Origin of the sequence: Aliidiomarina shirensis, from assembly GCF_003987345.1 — a bacterium.
GTDB lineage: Bacteria > Pseudomonadota > Gammaproteobacteria > Enterobacterales > Alteromonadaceae > Aliidiomarina > Aliidiomarina shirensis.
The window spans coordinates 41,141-58,561 of the sequence record NZ_PIPP01000007.1 but is presented as its reverse complement, the minus strand read 5'-3'; the positions used below and the strand labels follow the sequence as shown (position 1 = coordinate 58,561).

At 46.9% G+C, this 17,421-nt stretch carries 12 protein-coding genes; 7 read left to right on the top strand and 5 right to left on the bottom strand.

Translation table 11 applies throughout. The features are described 5' to 3' along the window. Nucleotides 1-17 precede the first annotated feature (17 nt). Complete coding sequence (gene glnE / locus CWE13_RS12015) at nucleotides 18-2,900, top strand: bifunctional [glutamate--ammonia ligase]-adenylyl-L-tyrosine phosphorylase/[glutamate--ammonia-ligase] adenylyltransferase (RefSeq protein WP_126808946.1); 2,883 nt, start codon at nucleotides 18-20, stop codon at nucleotides 2,898-2,900. Nucleotides 2,901-2,941: 41 nt separating this feature from the next. Here the strand turns inward: glnE and lpxL are convergent, their stop codons facing one another. Continuing rightward, entirely contained in the window at nucleotides 2,942-3,910 is a 969-nt protein-coding gene (lpxL, locus tag CWE13_RS12010) for an LpxL/LpxP family Kdo(2)-lipid IV(A) lauroyl/palmitoleoyl acyltransferase (RefSeq protein WP_126808944.1), read from the bottom strand. A gap of 121 nt (nucleotides 3,911-4,031) precedes the next feature. Next, nucleotides 4,032-5,351 (bottom strand): outer membrane channel protein TolC, encoded by a 1,320-nt coding sequence (tolC, locus tag CWE13_RS12005; RefSeq protein WP_126808942.1) that lies wholly within the window; start codon nucleotides 5,349-5,351, stop codon nucleotides 4,032-4,034. Nucleotides 5,352-5,597: 246 nt separating this feature from the next. Here tolC and nudF point away from each other — a divergent pair, with 246 nt between their 5' ends. From nudF to rraB, 6 genes are all read left to right on the top strand, one after another. Further along, nucleotides 5,598-6,221, top strand: a complete 624-nt coding sequence (nudF, locus tag CWE13_RS12000; protein WP_241973692.1) for an ADP-ribose diphosphatase — start codon at nucleotides 5,598-5,600, stop codon at nucleotides 6,219-6,221. Then, the gene (locus tag CWE13_RS11995) at nucleotides 6,218-6,673 is read left to right on the top strand and encodes a DUF1249 domain-containing protein (protein ID WP_126808938.1); all 456 of its coding nucleotides are present in this window, start codon (nucleotides 6,218-6,220) and stop codon (nucleotides 6,671-6,673) included. The genes nudF and CWE13_RS11995 overlap by 4 nt, the downstream gene beginning before the upstream one ends. Nucleotides 6,674-6,802: 129 nt before the next feature. Continuing rightward, nucleotides 6,803-8,689 (top strand): DNA topoisomerase IV subunit B, encoded by a 1,887-nt coding sequence (gene parE, locus CWE13_RS11990; protein WP_126808936.1) that lies wholly within the window; start codon nucleotides 6,803-6,805, stop codon nucleotides 8,687-8,689. 49 nt (nucleotides 8,690-8,738) lie between these two features. Then, a complete protein-coding gene (parC, locus tag CWE13_RS11985; RefSeq protein ID WP_126808935.1) occupies nucleotides 8,739-11,036 on the top strand; it encodes a DNA topoisomerase IV subunit A in 2,298 nt (765 codons plus the stop codon). Nucleotides 11,037-11,158: 122 nt separating this feature from the next. Beyond that, on the top strand, nucleotides 11,159-11,896 hold the full coding sequence (locus tag CWE13_RS11980) for a 1-acylglycerol-3-phosphate O-acyltransferase (RefSeq protein ID WP_126809092.1): 738 nt from the start codon (nucleotides 11,159-11,161) through the stop codon (nucleotides 11,894-11,896). Between the two features lie 38 nt (nucleotides 11,897-11,934). Further along, the gene (gene rraB, locus CWE13_RS11975; protein WP_126808933.1) at nucleotides 11,935-12,357 is read left to right on the top strand and encodes a ribonuclease E inhibitor RraB; all 423 of its coding nucleotides are present in this window, start codon (nucleotides 11,935-11,937) and stop codon (nucleotides 12,355-12,357) included. Between the two features lie 106 nt (nucleotides 12,358-12,463). Here the strand turns inward: rraB and CWE13_RS11970 are convergent, their stop codons facing one another. Genes CWE13_RS11970 through pepA form a run of 3 tightly spaced genes read right to left on the bottom strand, consistent with a single transcriptional unit; the run spans nucleotide 12,464 to nucleotide 17,266 of the window. Further along, the gene (locus tag CWE13_RS11970) at nucleotides 12,464-15,304 is read right to left on the bottom strand and encodes a valine--tRNA ligase (protein WP_126808931.1); all 2,841 of its coding nucleotides are present in this window, start codon (nucleotides 15,302-15,304) and stop codon (nucleotides 12,464-12,466) included. A 12-nt stretch (nucleotides 15,305-15,316) separates the two neighbouring features. Then, nucleotides 15,317-15,757, bottom strand: coding sequence for a DNA polymerase III subunit chi (locus CWE13_RS11965; RefSeq protein ID WP_126808929.1), 441 nt, complete (start codon nucleotides 15,755-15,757; stop codon nucleotides 15,317-15,319). Between the two features lie 3 nt (nucleotides 15,758-15,760). Beyond that, nucleotides 15,761-17,266, bottom strand: a complete 1,506-nt coding sequence (pepA, locus tag CWE13_RS11960) for a leucyl aminopeptidase (protein ID WP_126808928.1) — start codon at nucleotides 17,264-17,266, stop codon at nucleotides 15,761-15,763. Nucleotides 17,267-17,421 lie beyond the last annotated feature (155 nt).

Here is a 17,421-nt window from a genome sequence, read left to right as displayed (position 1 = left end):
CAGCCAAAGGGATTGTAATGTTCCAACTGCCGTTGCCGCCTCAACAACCACTAAACTATGCCCTTCAATCGATAATTGGAGAAGATAGCGTTAACGTCATTCAACAGCTTGATGCACTGCTGAGTGAGGATGCGAGCATTTGCCTTTCTGATGAGCAAAAGCAACAGCTCTATTGGTTGGTGCAGGTAAGCCCTTTCATTGGCCGAGTGGTGAGCCGGTATGGTGCGCCGGCAATTCAACGAATGTTTACGCCGATGGCGGCCGAAGCCGAACTGATTCGTGAAGCGCTTGCCAAATCGAACAATGAGGGCGATGCCATGAGCGTGGTTAGACGGTTTCGGCACATTGAAATGGCCCGTATTGCGAGCCAAGATCTATTAGGCGAAATGCCGCTCGGTAGAATGCTGCAAGAAAACTCCGCGTTGGCTGATATGTTGATTGAGGCTGGCATTGCCTATACCTGTAATCAACTTGCGCCACGTTATGGTAGAGCTATCGATGGTGAAGAAAATGAATTGCCATTGATTGTTTTGGCTATGGGAAAGCTGGGAGGTAGTGAACTCAATTTCTCCTCCGATATTGATTTAATTTTTGCGTATCCTATGAATGGCGAAACTCAAGGTGGCCGCCAGAATATTGATTTCTCAATGTACTACAATCGCGTTGGCCAAGGTTTAATAAAACTTCTCGATCAGCCTACGGTAGATGGCCGTGCCTTTCGTATTGATATGCGTTTACGGCCTTTTGGGCAATCGGGTGCGCTCGTTTCCAGCCTGTCAGCTTTAGAGGATTATTATCACGAACAAGGGCGGATGTGGGAACGATACGCGATGATTAAAGCGCGTGTGTTGAATACGGATTATGCATTGGCACAGCAAGTGCGGCAGATGCTACGGCCATTTATCTACCGGCGTTACCTTGATTACAGCGCTATCGATGCCCTCCGCAAAATGAAACTTCTAATCAATCAAGAAGCCCGCAGGCAGGGAGTTGCGGAAAATATTAAGCTTGGTTTAGGTGGCATTCGGGAAGTGGAGTTCGTCGCTCAAGTTTTTCAGTTGATTCGCGGTGGGCGAGAGCAAGAATTCCAAACTTACTCGCTATTATCAGCATTGAACGCCTGCGGCCGACACGGAACGCTGACAGAATCGGCCATTGAGAAACTCTTGCAGGGCTATGCCTATTTACGCAAGCTTGAGCATATTTTGCAGGAAATCAACGATGATCAAACTCAGCAATTACCGCACGACGAATTAACTAAAATGCGAGTTTTAGCAGCCTCGGGATATGCGCAATCAAATGAAGGTTGGAAGGCGTTCATGACGGCTACGCAGCAGGCGATGAATGGTATTCATCAAGAGTTTCTTAATGTTATTGGCGGCGAAGAGGATATGTTGGCGGGAGAAGAAAGTGAATACGCCATTTTATGGCAGGATTTACTCGCCGACGATACAGCACTTGAGGTTTTGCGAGAAGCGAACGCCGAACAACCAGAAACCTGTTGGCAAGTTATCCAAGATTTCCGCATGTTATTGCGCAAACGGCCAAGTGGACCGCGCGGCAGAGAGTTGCAAGCGCTACTGATACCCGCGTTAATCGAATCGGCGTTGAAGGAGCCGAATGCTCATCTCATTTTGCAACGTAGCTTTGAAGTGCTGGCGCAAATAAGTTCACGTACTACATATTTAGAATTGCTTTGCCAAAACGTGGATGCGCGCGAACAGTTGTTATTTCTTTGCGGTGCCAGCCCATGGATTGCGCATTTAATCGCGAAGTTCCCGCTACTACTCGATGAACTTATCGATCCGGTTCAGCTTTACGAATTGCCAGATGTTGAATCGTATCGTTCTCGTGTTTCTGAGTATTTAATGCGTTTGCCGAATGATGATGCGGAAGCGCAAATGGATGCCTTACGCCAAGTAAAACAAATTTTTCAGATGAAAGTTGCGGCCGCTGATTTGAATTCGGGCGTTCACTTAATGCGTGTAAGCGATCATCTCACATATCTTGCCGAGGCCATGATTGAACAAGTGGTGAGTTTGGCGTGGCGGCAACTTTGCGAACGCCATGGCGCGCCGCCGGGTCGAGATGAAAGCGATACCGGATTTGCGGTTGTGGCGTACGGCAAACTAGGTGGCTACGAACTTGGATATGGCTCGGATTTAGATTTGGTGTTCTTAAGTGATGATGCGATTAGTGGCGATACCGAAGGCGAGAAACCTTTGCCAGTGCAACAATTCTATTTACGCCTTGCACAGCGCGTTTTGCATCTATTCACAACGCGCACAATGAGTGGGGTTCTATTCGATGTTGATATGCGCTTGCGACCTTCTGGGCAAGCAGGACTCATGGTTGTGCGCATGAATACGTATCAAGAATACTTAGAAAAAGACGCTTGGACATGGGAGCTGCAGGCCTTAGTGCGTGCACGGATGGTTTATGGCGCAACGTATTTACGCGATCGTTTTGCAACACTGCGTACCAATATTTTATGCCATCAGCGTGAAACAGAGCAGTTACGTACTGACATTCTGCAAATGCGAGAGAAAATGCGCGATCATCTTTGGCAAAATCATCGAACTCAGTTGGATATCAAGCAAATGCCAGGTGGCATCACCGATATCGAGTTTATTACTCAATATTTAGTGCTTCGCGGCGCTGAACAACATCCAGATTTGGCGATATGGACCGATAACATTCGTATTCTAGAAATTGCTGCGCGGTTAAGGTTAATAACTGAAACAGAAGCACAAGGGCTTATTGCGGCCTATCAGGATTACCGTGCGGAAATTCATCGATTAGCGTTGGCCGAAGCTGGGCGTTTAAGTGATCGTGATTTTCAGGTTGATATTGCGAACGTAACGAAGGTTTGGCAGAAGTTTTTTGCGGATGAAAAATGATTGAAGATACCCAACCGGTTTGCAACCGGTTGGGCATGAGCTTATTTGTAGTAACTTGGCATTGATTCATCTGGACGTGTTTTAAAACGGCGATGTACCCACATATAAGCTTCTGGGCATTGGTTTACGGCACGCTCAACTTCCTTATTAATGCGCCGTGCATCTTCGGTTTCATCGCCACTCGGAATCGGCTGCTGCGGCGGCATGATGCGCAGCTTGTAACCTTTGGCGCCGGGAAGCCGTTCAATGGTGGTAATGAGTGTTTTGCAGTTTGCACCTGCGGCGAAAATCGTCGTTCCAGTGGTAGTTGCTGCATCAGGAACGGCAAAGAAAGGCACATAAACGGAACGATTACGGCCGTAATCTTGATCCGGTAAGTAACCGCACACTTCACCAGTGTTCAAGGCATTCAGCATGCCACGAACATCTTTTTTACGAATCATATATTTGTTGCTACGGTTACGGCCTTTGGTTTGCAGGTATTCCATTAGCGCGTTATTGTGCGGCCGATATAAGCCAACTGCTGGACGAACCAGCCCAAACATTCGTGCATGTACTTCTAAGCTAAGGAAATGAAAGAGTACCAGAAATACACCTTTCCCTTCAGCATCGGCTTGGTCTAAAAGCTCAGTTCCTTCAACTGCAAGTTTGCGTTTCATACGCCAGTTGGGCCACCACCAAGCCATCCCAGTTTCGAACAAAGCAATTCCATTATTCGCAAAATTTTCGTGCAACATCTGTTCTCTTTCCGCTGCAGAGCGCTCCGGAAATACAAGTTCGAGGTTACGCCGCGCCACTTTTACCCGTTTTGGCATGAGTTTGAATAGGAGTTTGCCCAAACCTTTTCCCATCCACAGCTGTAAGCGGAAAGGTAACCATGAGATTAAGTAAAGAACACCCACCATTAACCAGGTGCCCCAAAACTTCGGATGCAAAAAATAAGCTCGAAAACGAGGAAGTTCAACTGAATGTTCGGCAGCGTTTGTTTTATCGGTGGTAGGCTTGGTCACGAAAATTACCTTTTTGAATTTCGCACGATTGTAACTGAGAGGCGTTAGAAAAAGCAAAGCCGACCACATGGGTCGGCTTTAGTATTAGGGCGAAACTTATCGCTAAAAAACTTCGCTAACGTTACTCGGTTTCGAGCGATAAACCATCATTGATGGTGATTAAATCATTTTCTGAAATAATTCCAGAGGCTTGATAAAGCGCCAAGATCCGGTTCACGTAGGTATAACGCGCTTCCGATAGGTTACGGCGAGCGTTGAACAGGTTACGCGTGCTATCAAGCACATCAACGATAGTCCGAGTACCTACCTCTAAACCTACTTGGGTGGCGTTCAACGCACTTTCAGCTGATACAACCGCTTGCTCAAAAGCTCGAATACTTGAAATGCTTGCTACCACATCAAAATACGAACTACGCACAGTACGCTCGACTAAGCGGCGGTTCTCTTCCAGGGTTTGGCTAACCGCAATATAGTCATTGCGGGCTTGCTCGGTGCTCGCGATAGTACCGCCACCGGAGTATAGTGGTAACGAAAGTTGTAAACCGATCTCGCGGTTGTTTCTGATGCGGCTGATGTTTGACAATTCACGCGCATATCTATCACTATCAGAATAACTTGCGCTTAAATTAACGCGAGGATAATGTCCAGTGCGTGCTAACTCTATACGTTGGTTCGCAATTTCTAACCCACTGCGGCTGATCAACAACTGCAGGTTGCGGTCATGGGCAAGGTTAATCCATTGTTCAACACCACGTGGATCTGGGCGTACCGGATCAAAACGCTCGGTATTCAACCGTGCGATATCAGAATGCTGACGGCCCGTAATCTCACGTAAGCCCTCGAGTGCAATTTCAACTGCATTTTCTGCCTGAATTTCACGGGCTACTGCATTATCAAACTGAGCCTGTGCTTCATGTACATCAGTAATCGCTGTTAAGCCGACGGAAAAGCGATGTTTGGTTTGTTCTAACTGCCGCTCAATGGCGCGCTTTTCTGCTTGAACAAACTCGAGGCTATCTTGTGCTTGCAGCACTGCAAAGTAGGCATCGGTAACGCGTAACATTAACTGTTGGCGCTCGAGCAGATAGTTTACTTCCGCTTGGTACGCTTGCTTCTCTGTAATGGCAGTGTTTTTCCAAGTGCCTAAATTAAATACGGTTTGTTCTAATGAAATTTGATGAGCGAATGATACACCGTTTCTCGCTTCACTTTCGCCACTAGTATTGCTGTAACCCAAACCGTAGCTGATTTGTGGATACCAGTTTGCACGCGAAACATCAACGCCGGATTTAGCTGAATCACGTTCAGCTGCAGCACGCAATAAACGCGGATCGTTTTCAAGCGCTAGGCGATAAATATCAGTTAAGTCGGTTGCTTGAGCTGGAATGGCACTCAGGCCTAGCCCCATGGTGAGCGCAACTGCCAAAAATTTAATCTTCATGAGTATCTTTTTCCCTTATTGTAAAAGGTACAGCTAACTTCGATCTTCAACAGCTGCTATTCTAGCCTGAGAAACGCGCGTAAGTAAGTCCGCAAACGCATTTGTATTCGGTCGAAGTGTAACAGAATATTTATCAGAGTTTATTTGAAGTCGTTAACATGCAGTTTTCTTGCGACATGCGTATATCCTATGAACTCCGTTGATTACGCACACTTTACCTTTTTAGCGCATAAACTGGGAGATGTTTTGTCAGATTTTACTCAAAAAGATGTTGAAATTCTTAGCACTGAGCGTGTTTATGATGGATTTTTTCATGTGGACGTTGCTACGTTGCGACATCGATTGTTTAACGGTGGCTGGAGCGCGACGTTAAGGCGCGAAATCATGGACAGAGGGCATGCCGTGGTTGTGTTACCTTATGATCCTGATACTGATAAGATTGTGATGTTAGAGCAGTTCCGCGTTGGTGCGATGGCAACAGGTGCAACACCGTGGCTACGAGAGTTGGTAGCGGGCATGATTGAAACCGGTGAAGAAATAGAAGCGGTTGCCCATCGAGAACTTGAAGAAGAATCAGGCTTACAAGCAAAGTCATTACATTATGCGTTAAATTATCTATCGAGCCCGGGCGGTATGACCGAGCGCATCTATATTTATCTAGCGCGTGTGGATAGCAGTAAAGCAAGCGATTTTGGCGGTGTGAGCAGTGAAAACGAAGATATAAAGGTTGAGGCGCTGCCCCGGAAGATCGTGATGGAAATGCTTGAACAAGGTAAAATAGATAATGCAGCCACCGTGATTGGTTTGCAGTGGTTAGGTTTGCATGTAAATCGATTCCGGCAAGAGTGGGGTTTTGAGGGAGTTGAATGAAAAAGCGTTATGTACCTAATTTACAGGAAATTCATAGTTTAGCTGAACGTAATTATGCAGCTTTTGCGCGGCTTTTGGGTGTGCGTAACATGCATGAAAATGCGGAGCACGGACTGGAGAAGCACATTCAAGTTGGTGATGCGCTTGCGTTTTCTGTTGTCCGCCAAGCCGAAGCGCGATACACCACCGATTTGGTGATCACTCAAGTTGCGCCAGATGTGGCAGATTACTTGCAGGCACGTTTTCTTGTGCGCTTGTATCATGATGCCAAGATGGCTGAAATTATTGATTACCAAGGCCAAGAACGGTTAACAGCGTTGCATCCGGCCAACCTTCAGCACGTTCGTCATCAAAAAGATGAGAAGTTTCAATTAAATCGGCACCTTGCCGAGTGGCTGCGGCTTTGCTTTCGCCAAGGTCGAGTGCCCATGCAATTACAATTTGTGAATTAGGGCGGGTAGTTTCTTTTTCCTTATAAAAAATGCAGGTAATTCTGGATAATCAGATAATCGAGCTTGCCTTTTATCAGGGAACATTTCAGGATAGCGAAAAGAACAAAAACATCGTAGGTATTGCTAGCTATGACAGATTATAAAGCGGATTCGATAGAGGTTCTAAACGGTTTAGAGCCGGTACAACGCCGGCCAGGTATGTATACCGACACCACGCGCCCAAATCACCTTGGCCAAGAAGTTATCGATAATAGTGTTGATGAGGCATTGGCTGGCCACGCGCGAACCATTGAAGTTATCTTACACGCTGATCAATCACTTGAAGTTATTGATGATGGCCGTGGTATGCCGGTTGATATTCACCCGGAAGAAGGCATACCTGGTGTTGAGTTAATCATGACCAAATTACACGCCGGTGGTAAGTTCTCTAACAAGAACTATCAGTTTTCGGGTGGTTTGCACGGTGTTGGTATTAGCGTAGTAAACGCACTTTCTACCCGCGTGGACGTGAGTGTACGGCGTGATTCGCAAGTGTTTGAAATGGCTTTCGAGAATGGCGATAAAGTTTCGGATTTAACAGTAACCGGCACAGTAGGTAAACGAAACACCGGCACCCGATTACGCTTTTGGCCTGACCCTAAATATTTTGATTCCCCAAAATTCTCAGTAACCCGGCTACGTTATCAACTGCGGGCCAAAGCAGTATTGTGCCCAGGCCTGACGATAATCTTTAAAGATCATGTGAACAATGAAAGTGTAACGTGGTTATATGAAGGCGGTTTGCGTGATTATTTGGTGGAAGGCTTAAATGATTTGCCGCGTTTACCAGAAGAGCCTTTTATTGGTGAGTTCAATGCCACTGAAGAGGCAGCGCAGTGGGCGGTAACTTGGCTCCCTGAGGGCGGTGAAGGGATTGGTGAAAGTTATGTGAACCTCATTCCTACCGCGCAAGGCGGAACGCACGTAAATGGTTTGCGTCAAGGTATGCTCGAGGCGCTACGCGAGTTTTGTGAGTTCCGTAATTTACTGCCAAGGGGCATTCGCTTAACGCCAGAAGATGTTTGGGATCGTTGTAGTTACATTCTTTCAGTAAAAATGGATGACCCACAATTTTCCGGGCAAACGAAAGAGCGTTTAAGCTCTCGGCAAATGTCGGCGTTCGTTTCTGGGGTGGTAAAAGATGCCTTCAGCTTGTGGCTTAATGAACATACCGATTTAGCTGAACAAATTGCTGATCTTTGTATTTCCAGCGCGCAGCGGCGCATGAAAGCCGCTAAAAAAGTGATTCGCAAACGCGTTACGCAAGGGCCAGCGCTACCGGGCAAGCTTGCTGATTGTGCTAGCCAAGATCCAGAACGTAGCGAATTATTTTTAGTAGAGGGTGATTCTGCAGGAGGTTCAGCTAAGCAAGCTCGCGATCGCCAATTTCAGGCCGTGATGCCATTGCGCGGAAAGATTCTGAATACTTGGGAAGTAGACCCGGACCAAATCTTAGGTTCACAAGAAATTCATGATATTTCAGTAGCGCTTGGGGTCGATCCCGGCGCATTAGATTTAACCGCTCTCCGCTACGGTAAATTGTGTATTCTGGCCGATGCAGACTCGGATGGTTTACACATTGCTACATTGCTCTGTGCCCTATTTGTAAAACATTTCCGGCCACTAGTAGAAGCAGGGCACATTTTTGTTGCGATGCCACCGCTATATCGTATTGATGTCGGTAAAGAAGTGTTTTATGCACTGGATGAAAGCGAAAAACAGGGCATTTTAGATCGTATCGAGGCGGAAAAACGCAAAGGCAAAGTGAATGTTCAGCGCTTTAAAGGTCTGGGTGAAATGAATCCACTGCAGCTTCGTGAAACCACCATGGATCCAAATACGCGCAGGCTGGTGCAGCTAACCGTAGATGATACTCAAGATACCGAAGTATTAATGGACATGCTGCTAGCCAAGAAGCGTTCTTCGGATCGCCGTGAGTGGTTAGAGAGTAAGGGTAATTTGGTAGAGCTGATTTAAAATGCGGCATACCAAATCGATAAATAAGAAGAAAGAAACGGGATAGTTCATGAGTGTACCTATCGAAAATATCGAGCAGCAGCCCCTGCATAAATTTACCGAAGATGCGTATTTGAATTATTCAATGTACGTCATCATGGATCGTGCATTGCCGCATATTGGTGATGGTCTAAAACCAGTGCAACGGCGAATTATTTATGCCATGTCGGAACTGGGTTTATCGGCCTTAGCAAAATATAAAAAATCAGCGCGTACTGTGGGTGATGTTTTGGGTAAGTTTCACCCGCATGGCGATTCAGCGTGTTATGAAGCCATGGTGTTAATGGCGCAGCCGTTTTCGTATCGTTATCCCTTGGTTGATGGTCAGGGGAACTGGGGTTCAGCCGATGATCCGAAATCATTCGCGGCAATGCGTTATACCGAGGCAAGGCTTTCGCGATTCAGTGAAGTATTGCTCAGTGAGTTAGGGCAGGGAACATCGGATTGGATTCCAAATTTCGATGGCACTATGGAAGAGCCGAAAATATTGCCTGCGCGCTTACCGCATATCTTGCTAAATGGCGTTACCGGTATTGCCGTGGGTATGGCGACCGATATTCCACCGCATAATGTGCGTGAAATTACCAACGCTTGCGCGATGTTGTTGGATAGCCCAAGTTCGACCCTAAGCGATGTTTTAGAACATGTAAAAGGCCCTGATTATCCAACGGATGCGGAAATTATTACGCCAGCGGAAGACATTGAAAAAATCTATGAAACCGGGCGCGGTAGTATCCGCATGCGTGCTCGCTACGTGCTCGATGATGGTGAAATAATCATTGATGCGCTGCCACATCAGGCATCCGGAAACCGTATTCTTGAACAAATCGCTGCGCAAATGCAGGCGAAAAAATTGCCAATGGTTTCAGATTTACGCGATGAATCGGATCATGAAAATCCAACGCGTTTGGTGGTTGTTCCGCGTTCTAATCGAGTAGATACCGATCAGTTGATGGCCCATTTATTTGCCACTACCGATTTGGAAAAAAGTTACCGTGTGAACTTGAATATGCTTGGGCTCGATGGCCGGCCGCAAGTGAAGCCATTATTAAGTATTTTAAAAGAGTGGATTCAATACCGCTTGAGAACGGTAACGCGCCGTTTGCAGTATCGTTTAGATAAAGTTGAGCGCCGATTACACATTCTAGATGGTTTACTTATTGCTTATTTAAACCTTGATGAAGTAATCGAGATTATCCGCCAAGAAGATGAGCCGAAACTTGAACTCATTAAACGCTTTAACTTAACCGAGATTCAGGCGGAAGCTATTCTTGATCTGAAATTGCGTCACTTAGCAAAACTTGAAGAAATGAAGTTACGCGGTGAGCAAGATGAATTGGCGAAAGAACGCGATGCGTTGAATTTAGTGTTAAATTCTGAGCGCCGCTTGAAAACCATGGTACGCAAAGAGCTTATTGCCGATGCGGAAAAATATGGTGATGATCGCCGCTCGCCACTTGTGGAGCGTAAAGAAGCTCGCGCGCTTTCTGATCGTGATCTAACGCCTTCAGAGCCTGTTACTGTAGTGCTTTCACAAAAAGGTTGGGTGCGTTGTGCCAAAGGCCACGATGTGGACGGTACGAGTTTGAGTTATAAAGCAGGGGATGCCTATTTGGGGCAAGCTTCTGGACGCAGTAATCAGCCGGTGGTATTCATTGATAGCTCAGGGCGAAGTTTTAGTTGTGAGGCGCATACGCTGCCTTCAGCCAGAACCCACGGTGAACCACTCACCGGCCGCTTTAGCTTGGTATCCGGCGAAAGCATCAGCCAAGTGCTGATGAGCAAGGAAGAGCAATTATGGTTGATGGCTTCTGATGCGGGCTATGGCTTTATAACGAAATTCAGTGATATGCAGAGCCGGGTGAAAAATGGTAAAGCGCTTATCAGTTTACCGAGCTCAGCAAAAGTAATGGCGCCGCAACGAATTACCAATCTCGAAGAAGATTTGTTGGTTGCTGTATCGAATGAGGGACGCTTGTTGGTATTCCCGGTGAAAGATTTGCCGCAGTTGAGCAAAGGGAAAGGGAATAAAATTCTCAGTATCCCAGGTACGCGGGCAAAACTCCGCGAAGAATACGTGCAGGTGTTAGCGGTTATGCCGCCGAACAGCGCGCTAACTGTGGTGGCCGGTAAGCGTAAGTTACAGCTAAAAGCTTCGGATTTAGAGCATTATCGTGGTGAACGTGGCCGCCGTGGTAATAAATTGCCGCGTGGTTTGCAACGTGTAGATGCGCTTTTGGTAGAGCAAAGTTCGTCAGAAGCGCAAGAGAATCATCAAGGTAGCGTTGCTGACGATAGCACTGAGTAGCCTTTACAAACAACTGTACGCTCAAAGGCCTCGCTGGTTATACCAGCGAGGCCTTATTTTTTTGGGAAATTGACATGCTGGCAGGTTATACTATGCACTCATTTCCAAATTTGAGTGAACACATGTTAGCTGTAATTCGTATTTTTATTCTAGGTGTATTTGTTATTGTAGCGGGCTTCCTCGGCTCTTTGTTCTGCTTGCTAAGGCCATTTCATCGGAATAATACTGCACTTGCGGCTCATGTGTTTGGCAGCATGCATCGAATTTTAGGTACGCAGTTAGATATTCGCGTGCCAGAAAGCGTTAAAACGGGTGGCCCATTTGTATATGTGGCGAACCATCAAAACAGCTGGGATATATTTACCATGAGTGCCTCGCTACTACCGGGCACAGTAACTATTGGTAAAAAGAGCCTGAAGTGGGTGCCTTTTTTTGGTCAACTATACTGGCTAGCCGGAAATATCTTGATTGATAGAAAGAATAGTTCGCGTGCTCATGGCACCATTGGAACAGCGGTATCGGCGATTAAGAAAGACGCACTATCGATTTGGATGTTCCCGGAAGGAACACGTAGCTATGGCCGAGGTTTGCTTCCTTTTAAAACAGGTGCGTTTCATACCGCCATTCAAGCGAATGTTGCTATTGTTCCAGTGTGCATGAGCACGACGCACGAAAAGATTAAGCTGAATCGTTGGAATAATGGTAAAATCATTATTGAAATGCTTCCGCCGGTTGCTACAGAAGGGTATAACCGCGAAAGCGTTCGCCCTTTGATTGCTGATGTTTATGGGCAAATGCTCACAAAAATCACTGAGATCGATGCGGAAGCAAATAGCGAAGTAAGCCCAAAATCAAGCTAATACGAAGCCTAAGGTAGGCGGAAGGGAGAATTATTCTCGTGAACGATTTAGAAGCATTATTAGCGCAAAGCGATGAAACGATTGATGCCATTCTTGAAGCCGGCCTGAGTGCTGAAGATGAAATTGACATCGAACATCACCTCGTGAGTAGCGATTTCAGCCGCTTAGAAAAAGCTGCGGTTGAGCTTGTAAAACTTGGTTATCACGTTGATGAAGCTGAAGAATTTGAGCTTGATGATGGTAAACCTTGTTTCTATTTTGCAGCCGTAGTTGAATGCGCACTTGATAAAGCGTTGTTAGCTGCACAAACGAAAGAAATCGCGAAAGTAGCCGATGCCTGTGGTGTGGAATATGATGGTTGGGGCACTTACCTTGGCGACGACGAGGAAGGTGAGCTCGACGAAGATGAACTTGAAGAAGTAGATTGGGATGATTACGACGATTCCGATCTTGATGATTAAGAGCCGCCAATAGGCTCTGCAATAAATTAGCAAATAACGTGAATAAAAAAACCCGATTTCTAGGAAATCGGGTTTTTTTTATATCAAGCTTGGGTGGTACAAACCATTAGAGCGTAGCGATACGCTGGCGTTGCTGCTCTAATTGCTTCACCAGCTCTTCAGCTTCAGCTTGCTTTTCCCGCTCTTTGGCAATCACATCGGCAGGTGCGTTACTTACAAATTTCTCATTCGATAATTTGCCAGAAACCCGTTGTAGCTCTTTTTCTGCCTTATCAATGGCTTTATCTAAACGAGCAAGCTCTGCTTCTTTATCGATTAAGCCAGCCATAGGAATATGGATTTCCATGCGGCCAACAAGCGCTGTAGCACTTGCAGGTGCCTCTTCATCAGAAGCGATAAAGGTAAGCGATTCAAGCTTAGCAAGCGCACTTAGGAAGCTTGCGTTGTCATTCAAGCGCCGTGTAGCCGTTGCATCGGCATTCACAATCAGTACGGGTAGTGCTTTACTGGGCGAAAGATCCATTTCACCGCGAATATTCCGCACTGCAACAATAACTTGCTTCAGCCATTCCATATCGGCTTGTGCCTCAGCAAACTGCACCGGCTGAACTTGCGGGTATGCTTGCAGCATAATGGTTTCGCCTTGCGCTCCCGCTAGCGGTGCCACACGTTGCCAAATTTCTTCGGTGATAAAGGGCAACAACGGATGCAATAAGCGCAACAACTGTTCCAGAACTGTTACCAACGTATGGCGTGTGGCGCGCTGCTGTGCCTCGGTACCGCTGAACAATACTGGCTTGGTAAGCTCTAGGTACCAATCGCAGAATTGATTCCAAGTGAATTCGTAGGCAATTGCCGCAGCCTGGTCGAAACGATAAGTATCGAGGGCATGGCGGAACTGTTTAGTGGTATCGTTAAAGCGTTCAATAATCCATTGGTCCGCCAACGAAAGCTGCATTTCGCCGCCGTTCAATCCGCAATCTTGCTCTTCGGTATTCATCAGCACATAACGGCTAGCGTTCCAAAGCTTGTTGCAGAAGTTACGGTAACCTTCAAGGCGTTTCATATCCCAGTTGATATCGCGCCCGGTTGAAGCAAGTGCTGCAAGGGTGAAACGCAACGCATCGGTGCCGTGGGCGGTAATACCATCGGGGAACTCTTTCTTCGTGCGCTTGGCAATTTGTGTAGCCAGTTTTTCTTGCATCAAATTGCTGGTGCGCTTTTCGAGTAGCTCTTCGAGGCCGATACCATCGATCATATCGAGAGGATCAATAACGTTCCCCTTCGATTTCGACATTTTATCGCCTTGCTCATCACGAATTAAGCCGGTTACATACACCGTTTTAAATGGCACCTGAGGCTTACCATCTTCATCTTTCAGGAAGTGCATGGTCATCATGATCATGCGTGCTACCCAGAAGAAAATAATATCGAAGCCAGTAACCAAAACGTTGGTTGGGTGGAAGGTTTTTAAGGCTTCGGTATCGTCTGGCCAACCTAGTGTAGAGAATGTCCACAACGCTGAAGAAAACCACGTATCCAATACATCATTATCTTGTTGTAGTATGCGATCGCCGAGCCCGTGCTTTTCGCGAACTTCCGCTTCGCTACGGCCAACATAAACCTTGCCTTCATCATCGTACCAAGCCGGAATTCGGTGACCCCACCAAAGCTGGCGGGAAATACACCAATCTTGAATATCGCGCATCCAACTAAAATACATATTTTCATATTGCTTAGGCACAAATTCGATTTCGCCATCTTCCACCGCTTTTGTTGCGGTTTCGGCCAATGGCGCTACCCGTACATACCACTGATCAGTTAGGAATGGCTCGATTACTACACCCGAACGATCGCCGTAGGGCACTTTATTATCGTGCTCAGCTACTTTTTCGAGCAGGCCTAGGGCATCCATGGCAGCAACAACGGCTTTGCGTGCAGCGAAGCGCTCAAGGCCGGCAAACTCAGCGGGTAAGCTAGTATCAACATCAGTGCGTGGAAGGCCTTTAATATCGAATACTTCAGCTTCTGCGAGTACGTGGGCAGAATCGCTTAAAATATTAATCAACGGCAGGTTATGGCGTTTACCAATTTCGTAATCATTAAAATCGTGCGCAGGCGTTATTTTCACACAGCCAGAGCCAAATTCCTGGTCGACATAATCATCGGCAATAATCGGTATCTTGCGGCCGGTAAGGGGCAACGCAATGAACTTACCTTGCAACGATAAATAGCGTTCGTCTTCTGGGTGTACGGCAACGCAAGAATCACCGAGCATTGTTTCTGGGCGGGTTGTGGCTACAATCACATAATCTTTGCCATCCGCGGTTGTTGCGCCATCGGCCAATGGATAACGTAAATGCCAGATTTTGCCTTTGGTATCTTTGTTCTCAACTTCTAAATCAGAAATCGCCGTTTTTAATTTCGGATCCCAGTTTACTAACCGCTTGCCACGATAAATGAGGTTGTCTTCGTGCAGGCGAACGAATACTTCTTGTACGGCCTTTGATAAGCCTTCATCCATGGTAAAACGTTCGCGTTCCCAATCTACCGAATCACCCAAACGCCGCATTTGTCGGGTAATAGTGCCGCCAGATTCGGCTTTCCAATCCCAAACTTTATCAATAAATGCTTCACGGCCGAGTGTATGGCGATCTAAGTTTTCTGCCGCTAACTTACGTTCAACCACCATTTGCGTGGCGATGCCAGCATGATCAGAGCCTACTTGCCAAAGTGTGTTGTAGCCATCCATTCGCTTATAACGCGTAAGCGTATCCATAAGCGTGTGCTGAAACGCGTGGCCCATGTGTAAGCTGCCAGTTACGTTTGGTGGTGGAATCATAATGCAATACGATTCACCTTGGCCTGATGGACGGAAGTAACCCGCCTGTTCCCAGTTTTCGTATAAACGTTGCTCAATATTTTGTGGGGAGTAGGTTTTATCCATGGTGTCCTTCAATTATTCCGGAGCAGGCAGGGTAGCCAATTGCATACCCAACTGCCGATAATGACGATAGCGCTCACGCGCGAGTTCCTTGCCGGTTTCATCGGCTGGAACGAAATCAATAATTTCTTGAATGTGGCGGGTTAATTCGGGCACTTCATGGCGCAAATTAAATACCACATTTCGCTGCTTGCTTAATTCAGCGGTTGGCTGATCCCATCCAATTAAAACTGGTGTGCCAGCAACCGGACCTTCCCCCAGCAAATTGTGGGGAATAAAACGTTCCGCTGGAATTTGCCAAAGTAGCTCATCAACCGCTTCCGCTTGTGCCTGATCTTGGCTAAAAATAACAATCCGGCGGCGTTGATTAAACTGCTGTGCAATTAAATGACAAACAGCATTAAGCAATGCGGCCGGAGCCGCACTGTTCACTACGTAAAAAGTTACCCGAGCCACCGGCTACTCGCTTTGTGCTGCGCCTGAGCGCGCTAACAAGAATTGAGTGAGCATAGGCACGGGCCGGCCAGTTGCGCCTTTTTCCTTGCCGCCTTTCCAAGCTGTACCGGCAATATCTAAATGCGCCCAATGATACTTTTTGGTGAAGCGCGATAAGAAACAGGCTGCAGTAATGGTACCGGCTGGGCGACCACCTAAGTTGGTCATATCCGCAAATGGGCTATCCAACATATCTTGATACTCATCCCATAACGGCAGTTGCCACGCACGATCGCCGCTTTGCTTGGAAACACCAAGAAGCTCATGTGCTAGCGGATTATGATTACTCATCATGCCTGTTGCATGAGGCCCTAACGCGATAACGCAGGCACCGGTTAAGGTGGCAATATCAACCACAGTTTCTGGGTTGAAACGCTCTACGTAGGTAAGGGCATCGCACAACACTAACCGGCCTTCGGCATCGGTGTTAAGCACTTCTACCGTTTGCCCCGACATAGTTTTAATCACGTCACCCGGCCGGTATGCGCGGCCATCAGGCATATTCTCACAACCTGCTAAGATACCAATGACGTTGATTGGAAGTTGTAACTCTGCAAGCGCCTGCATAGTTCCCAGCACGCCGGCAGCGCCTCCCATATCGTATTTCATTTCGTCCATCGCTTCGGATGGTTTGATAGAAATACCACCAGCATCGAAGGTTAAGCCTTTACCCACCAATACAATTGGAGCTCGGTTATCGTTAGCACCTGAATAGTGCATTAACGTCATAACTGCTGGGTTATCAGAACCTCGGCTAACGGCGAGGTATGCATTCATACCAAGCTCTGCCATATCCGTTTCCGTGACGCGTTCTACGCTTAAATTATCGTAATTTTCAGCGAGTGCTTCGGCTTGTTCCGCAAGCCAAATTGGCGTGCAGATATTGGGTGGCATATTGGCGGCATCTCGGCAAAGTTTCACACCTTTCGCTACCGCTAAACCATGGCTTACTGCGCGCTCACCTACCGGCAACTCGCGGCGAGACGGCACGTTAAAAATAAGCTTGCGGAGTGGGCGGCGTGGCTCTTCGCGATGGGTTTTAAGTTGATCAAATACGTACAGGCTACTTTGCGCTGCTTCGATCGCGTGGCGCACTTTCCAATAGGTATCACGGCCTTTCACATGCAGTTCACTTAAAAAGCAAACCGCTTCCATAGCGCCGGTATCATTTAGTGTTGCAATGGTTTTACTGATGATTTGTCGATATTGGCGTTCATCCAATTCGCGCTCTTTCCCACAACCTACGAGTAAAATTCGCTCGCTCAGAAGATTTGGTACGTTGTGGAGGAGGAGTACTTGCCCTGGTTTTCCTTCGATATCGCCACGGCGCAAAATGTTACTCAAGTAGCCATCACTGATTTTGTCGATTTGCTCAGCCGCTGGTGATAAACGACGAGGTTCGAAAACGCCCACTACGATACATGCGGAACGTTGTTTTTCTGGGCTACCGCTTTTTACACTAAATTCCATAGGTACTCCCATTTCTGGTTTATTGATGCCGGTCGTGGCATTATTAGCGTTAATCTAAGGTGGCAAGCCGTGGTTAATCGCCGCAAATCGAACATTTCTTCTGAAAAAAAGGAAGCAAATTCGATGTTATGGCCTTAGAATCGCAGATCAAACTT

Coding starts and splice junctions, on each gene's coding strand:
- parE (WP_126808936.1), top strand. CDS start 6,803: ATGACAGATTATAAAGCGGATTCGATAGAGGTTCTAAACGGTTTAGAG.
- CWE13_RS11980 (WP_126809092.1), top strand. CDS start 11,159: ATGTTAGCTGTAATTCGTATTTTTATTCTAGGTGTATTTGTTATTGTA.
- pepA (WP_126808928.1), bottom strand. CDS start 17,266: ATGGAATTTAGTGTAAAAAGCGGTAGCCCAGAAAAACAACGTTCCGCA.
- CWE13_RS11970 (WP_126808931.1), bottom strand. CDS start 15,304: ATGGATAAAACCTACTCCCCACAAAATATTGAGCAACGTTTATACGAA.
- tolC (WP_126808942.1), bottom strand. CDS start 5,351: ATGAAGATTAAATTTTTGGCAGTTGCGCTCACCATGGGGCTAGGCCTG.
- glnE (WP_126808946.1), top strand. CDS start 18: ATGTTCCAACTGCCGTTGCCGCCTCAACAACCACTAAACTATGCCCTT.
- CWE13_RS11995 (WP_126808938.1), top strand. CDS start 6,218: ATGAAAAAGCGTTATGTACCTAATTTACAGGAAATTCATAGTTTAGCT.
- parC (WP_126808935.1), top strand. CDS start 8,739: ATGAGTGTACCTATCGAAAATATCGAGCAGCAGCCCCTGCATAAATTT.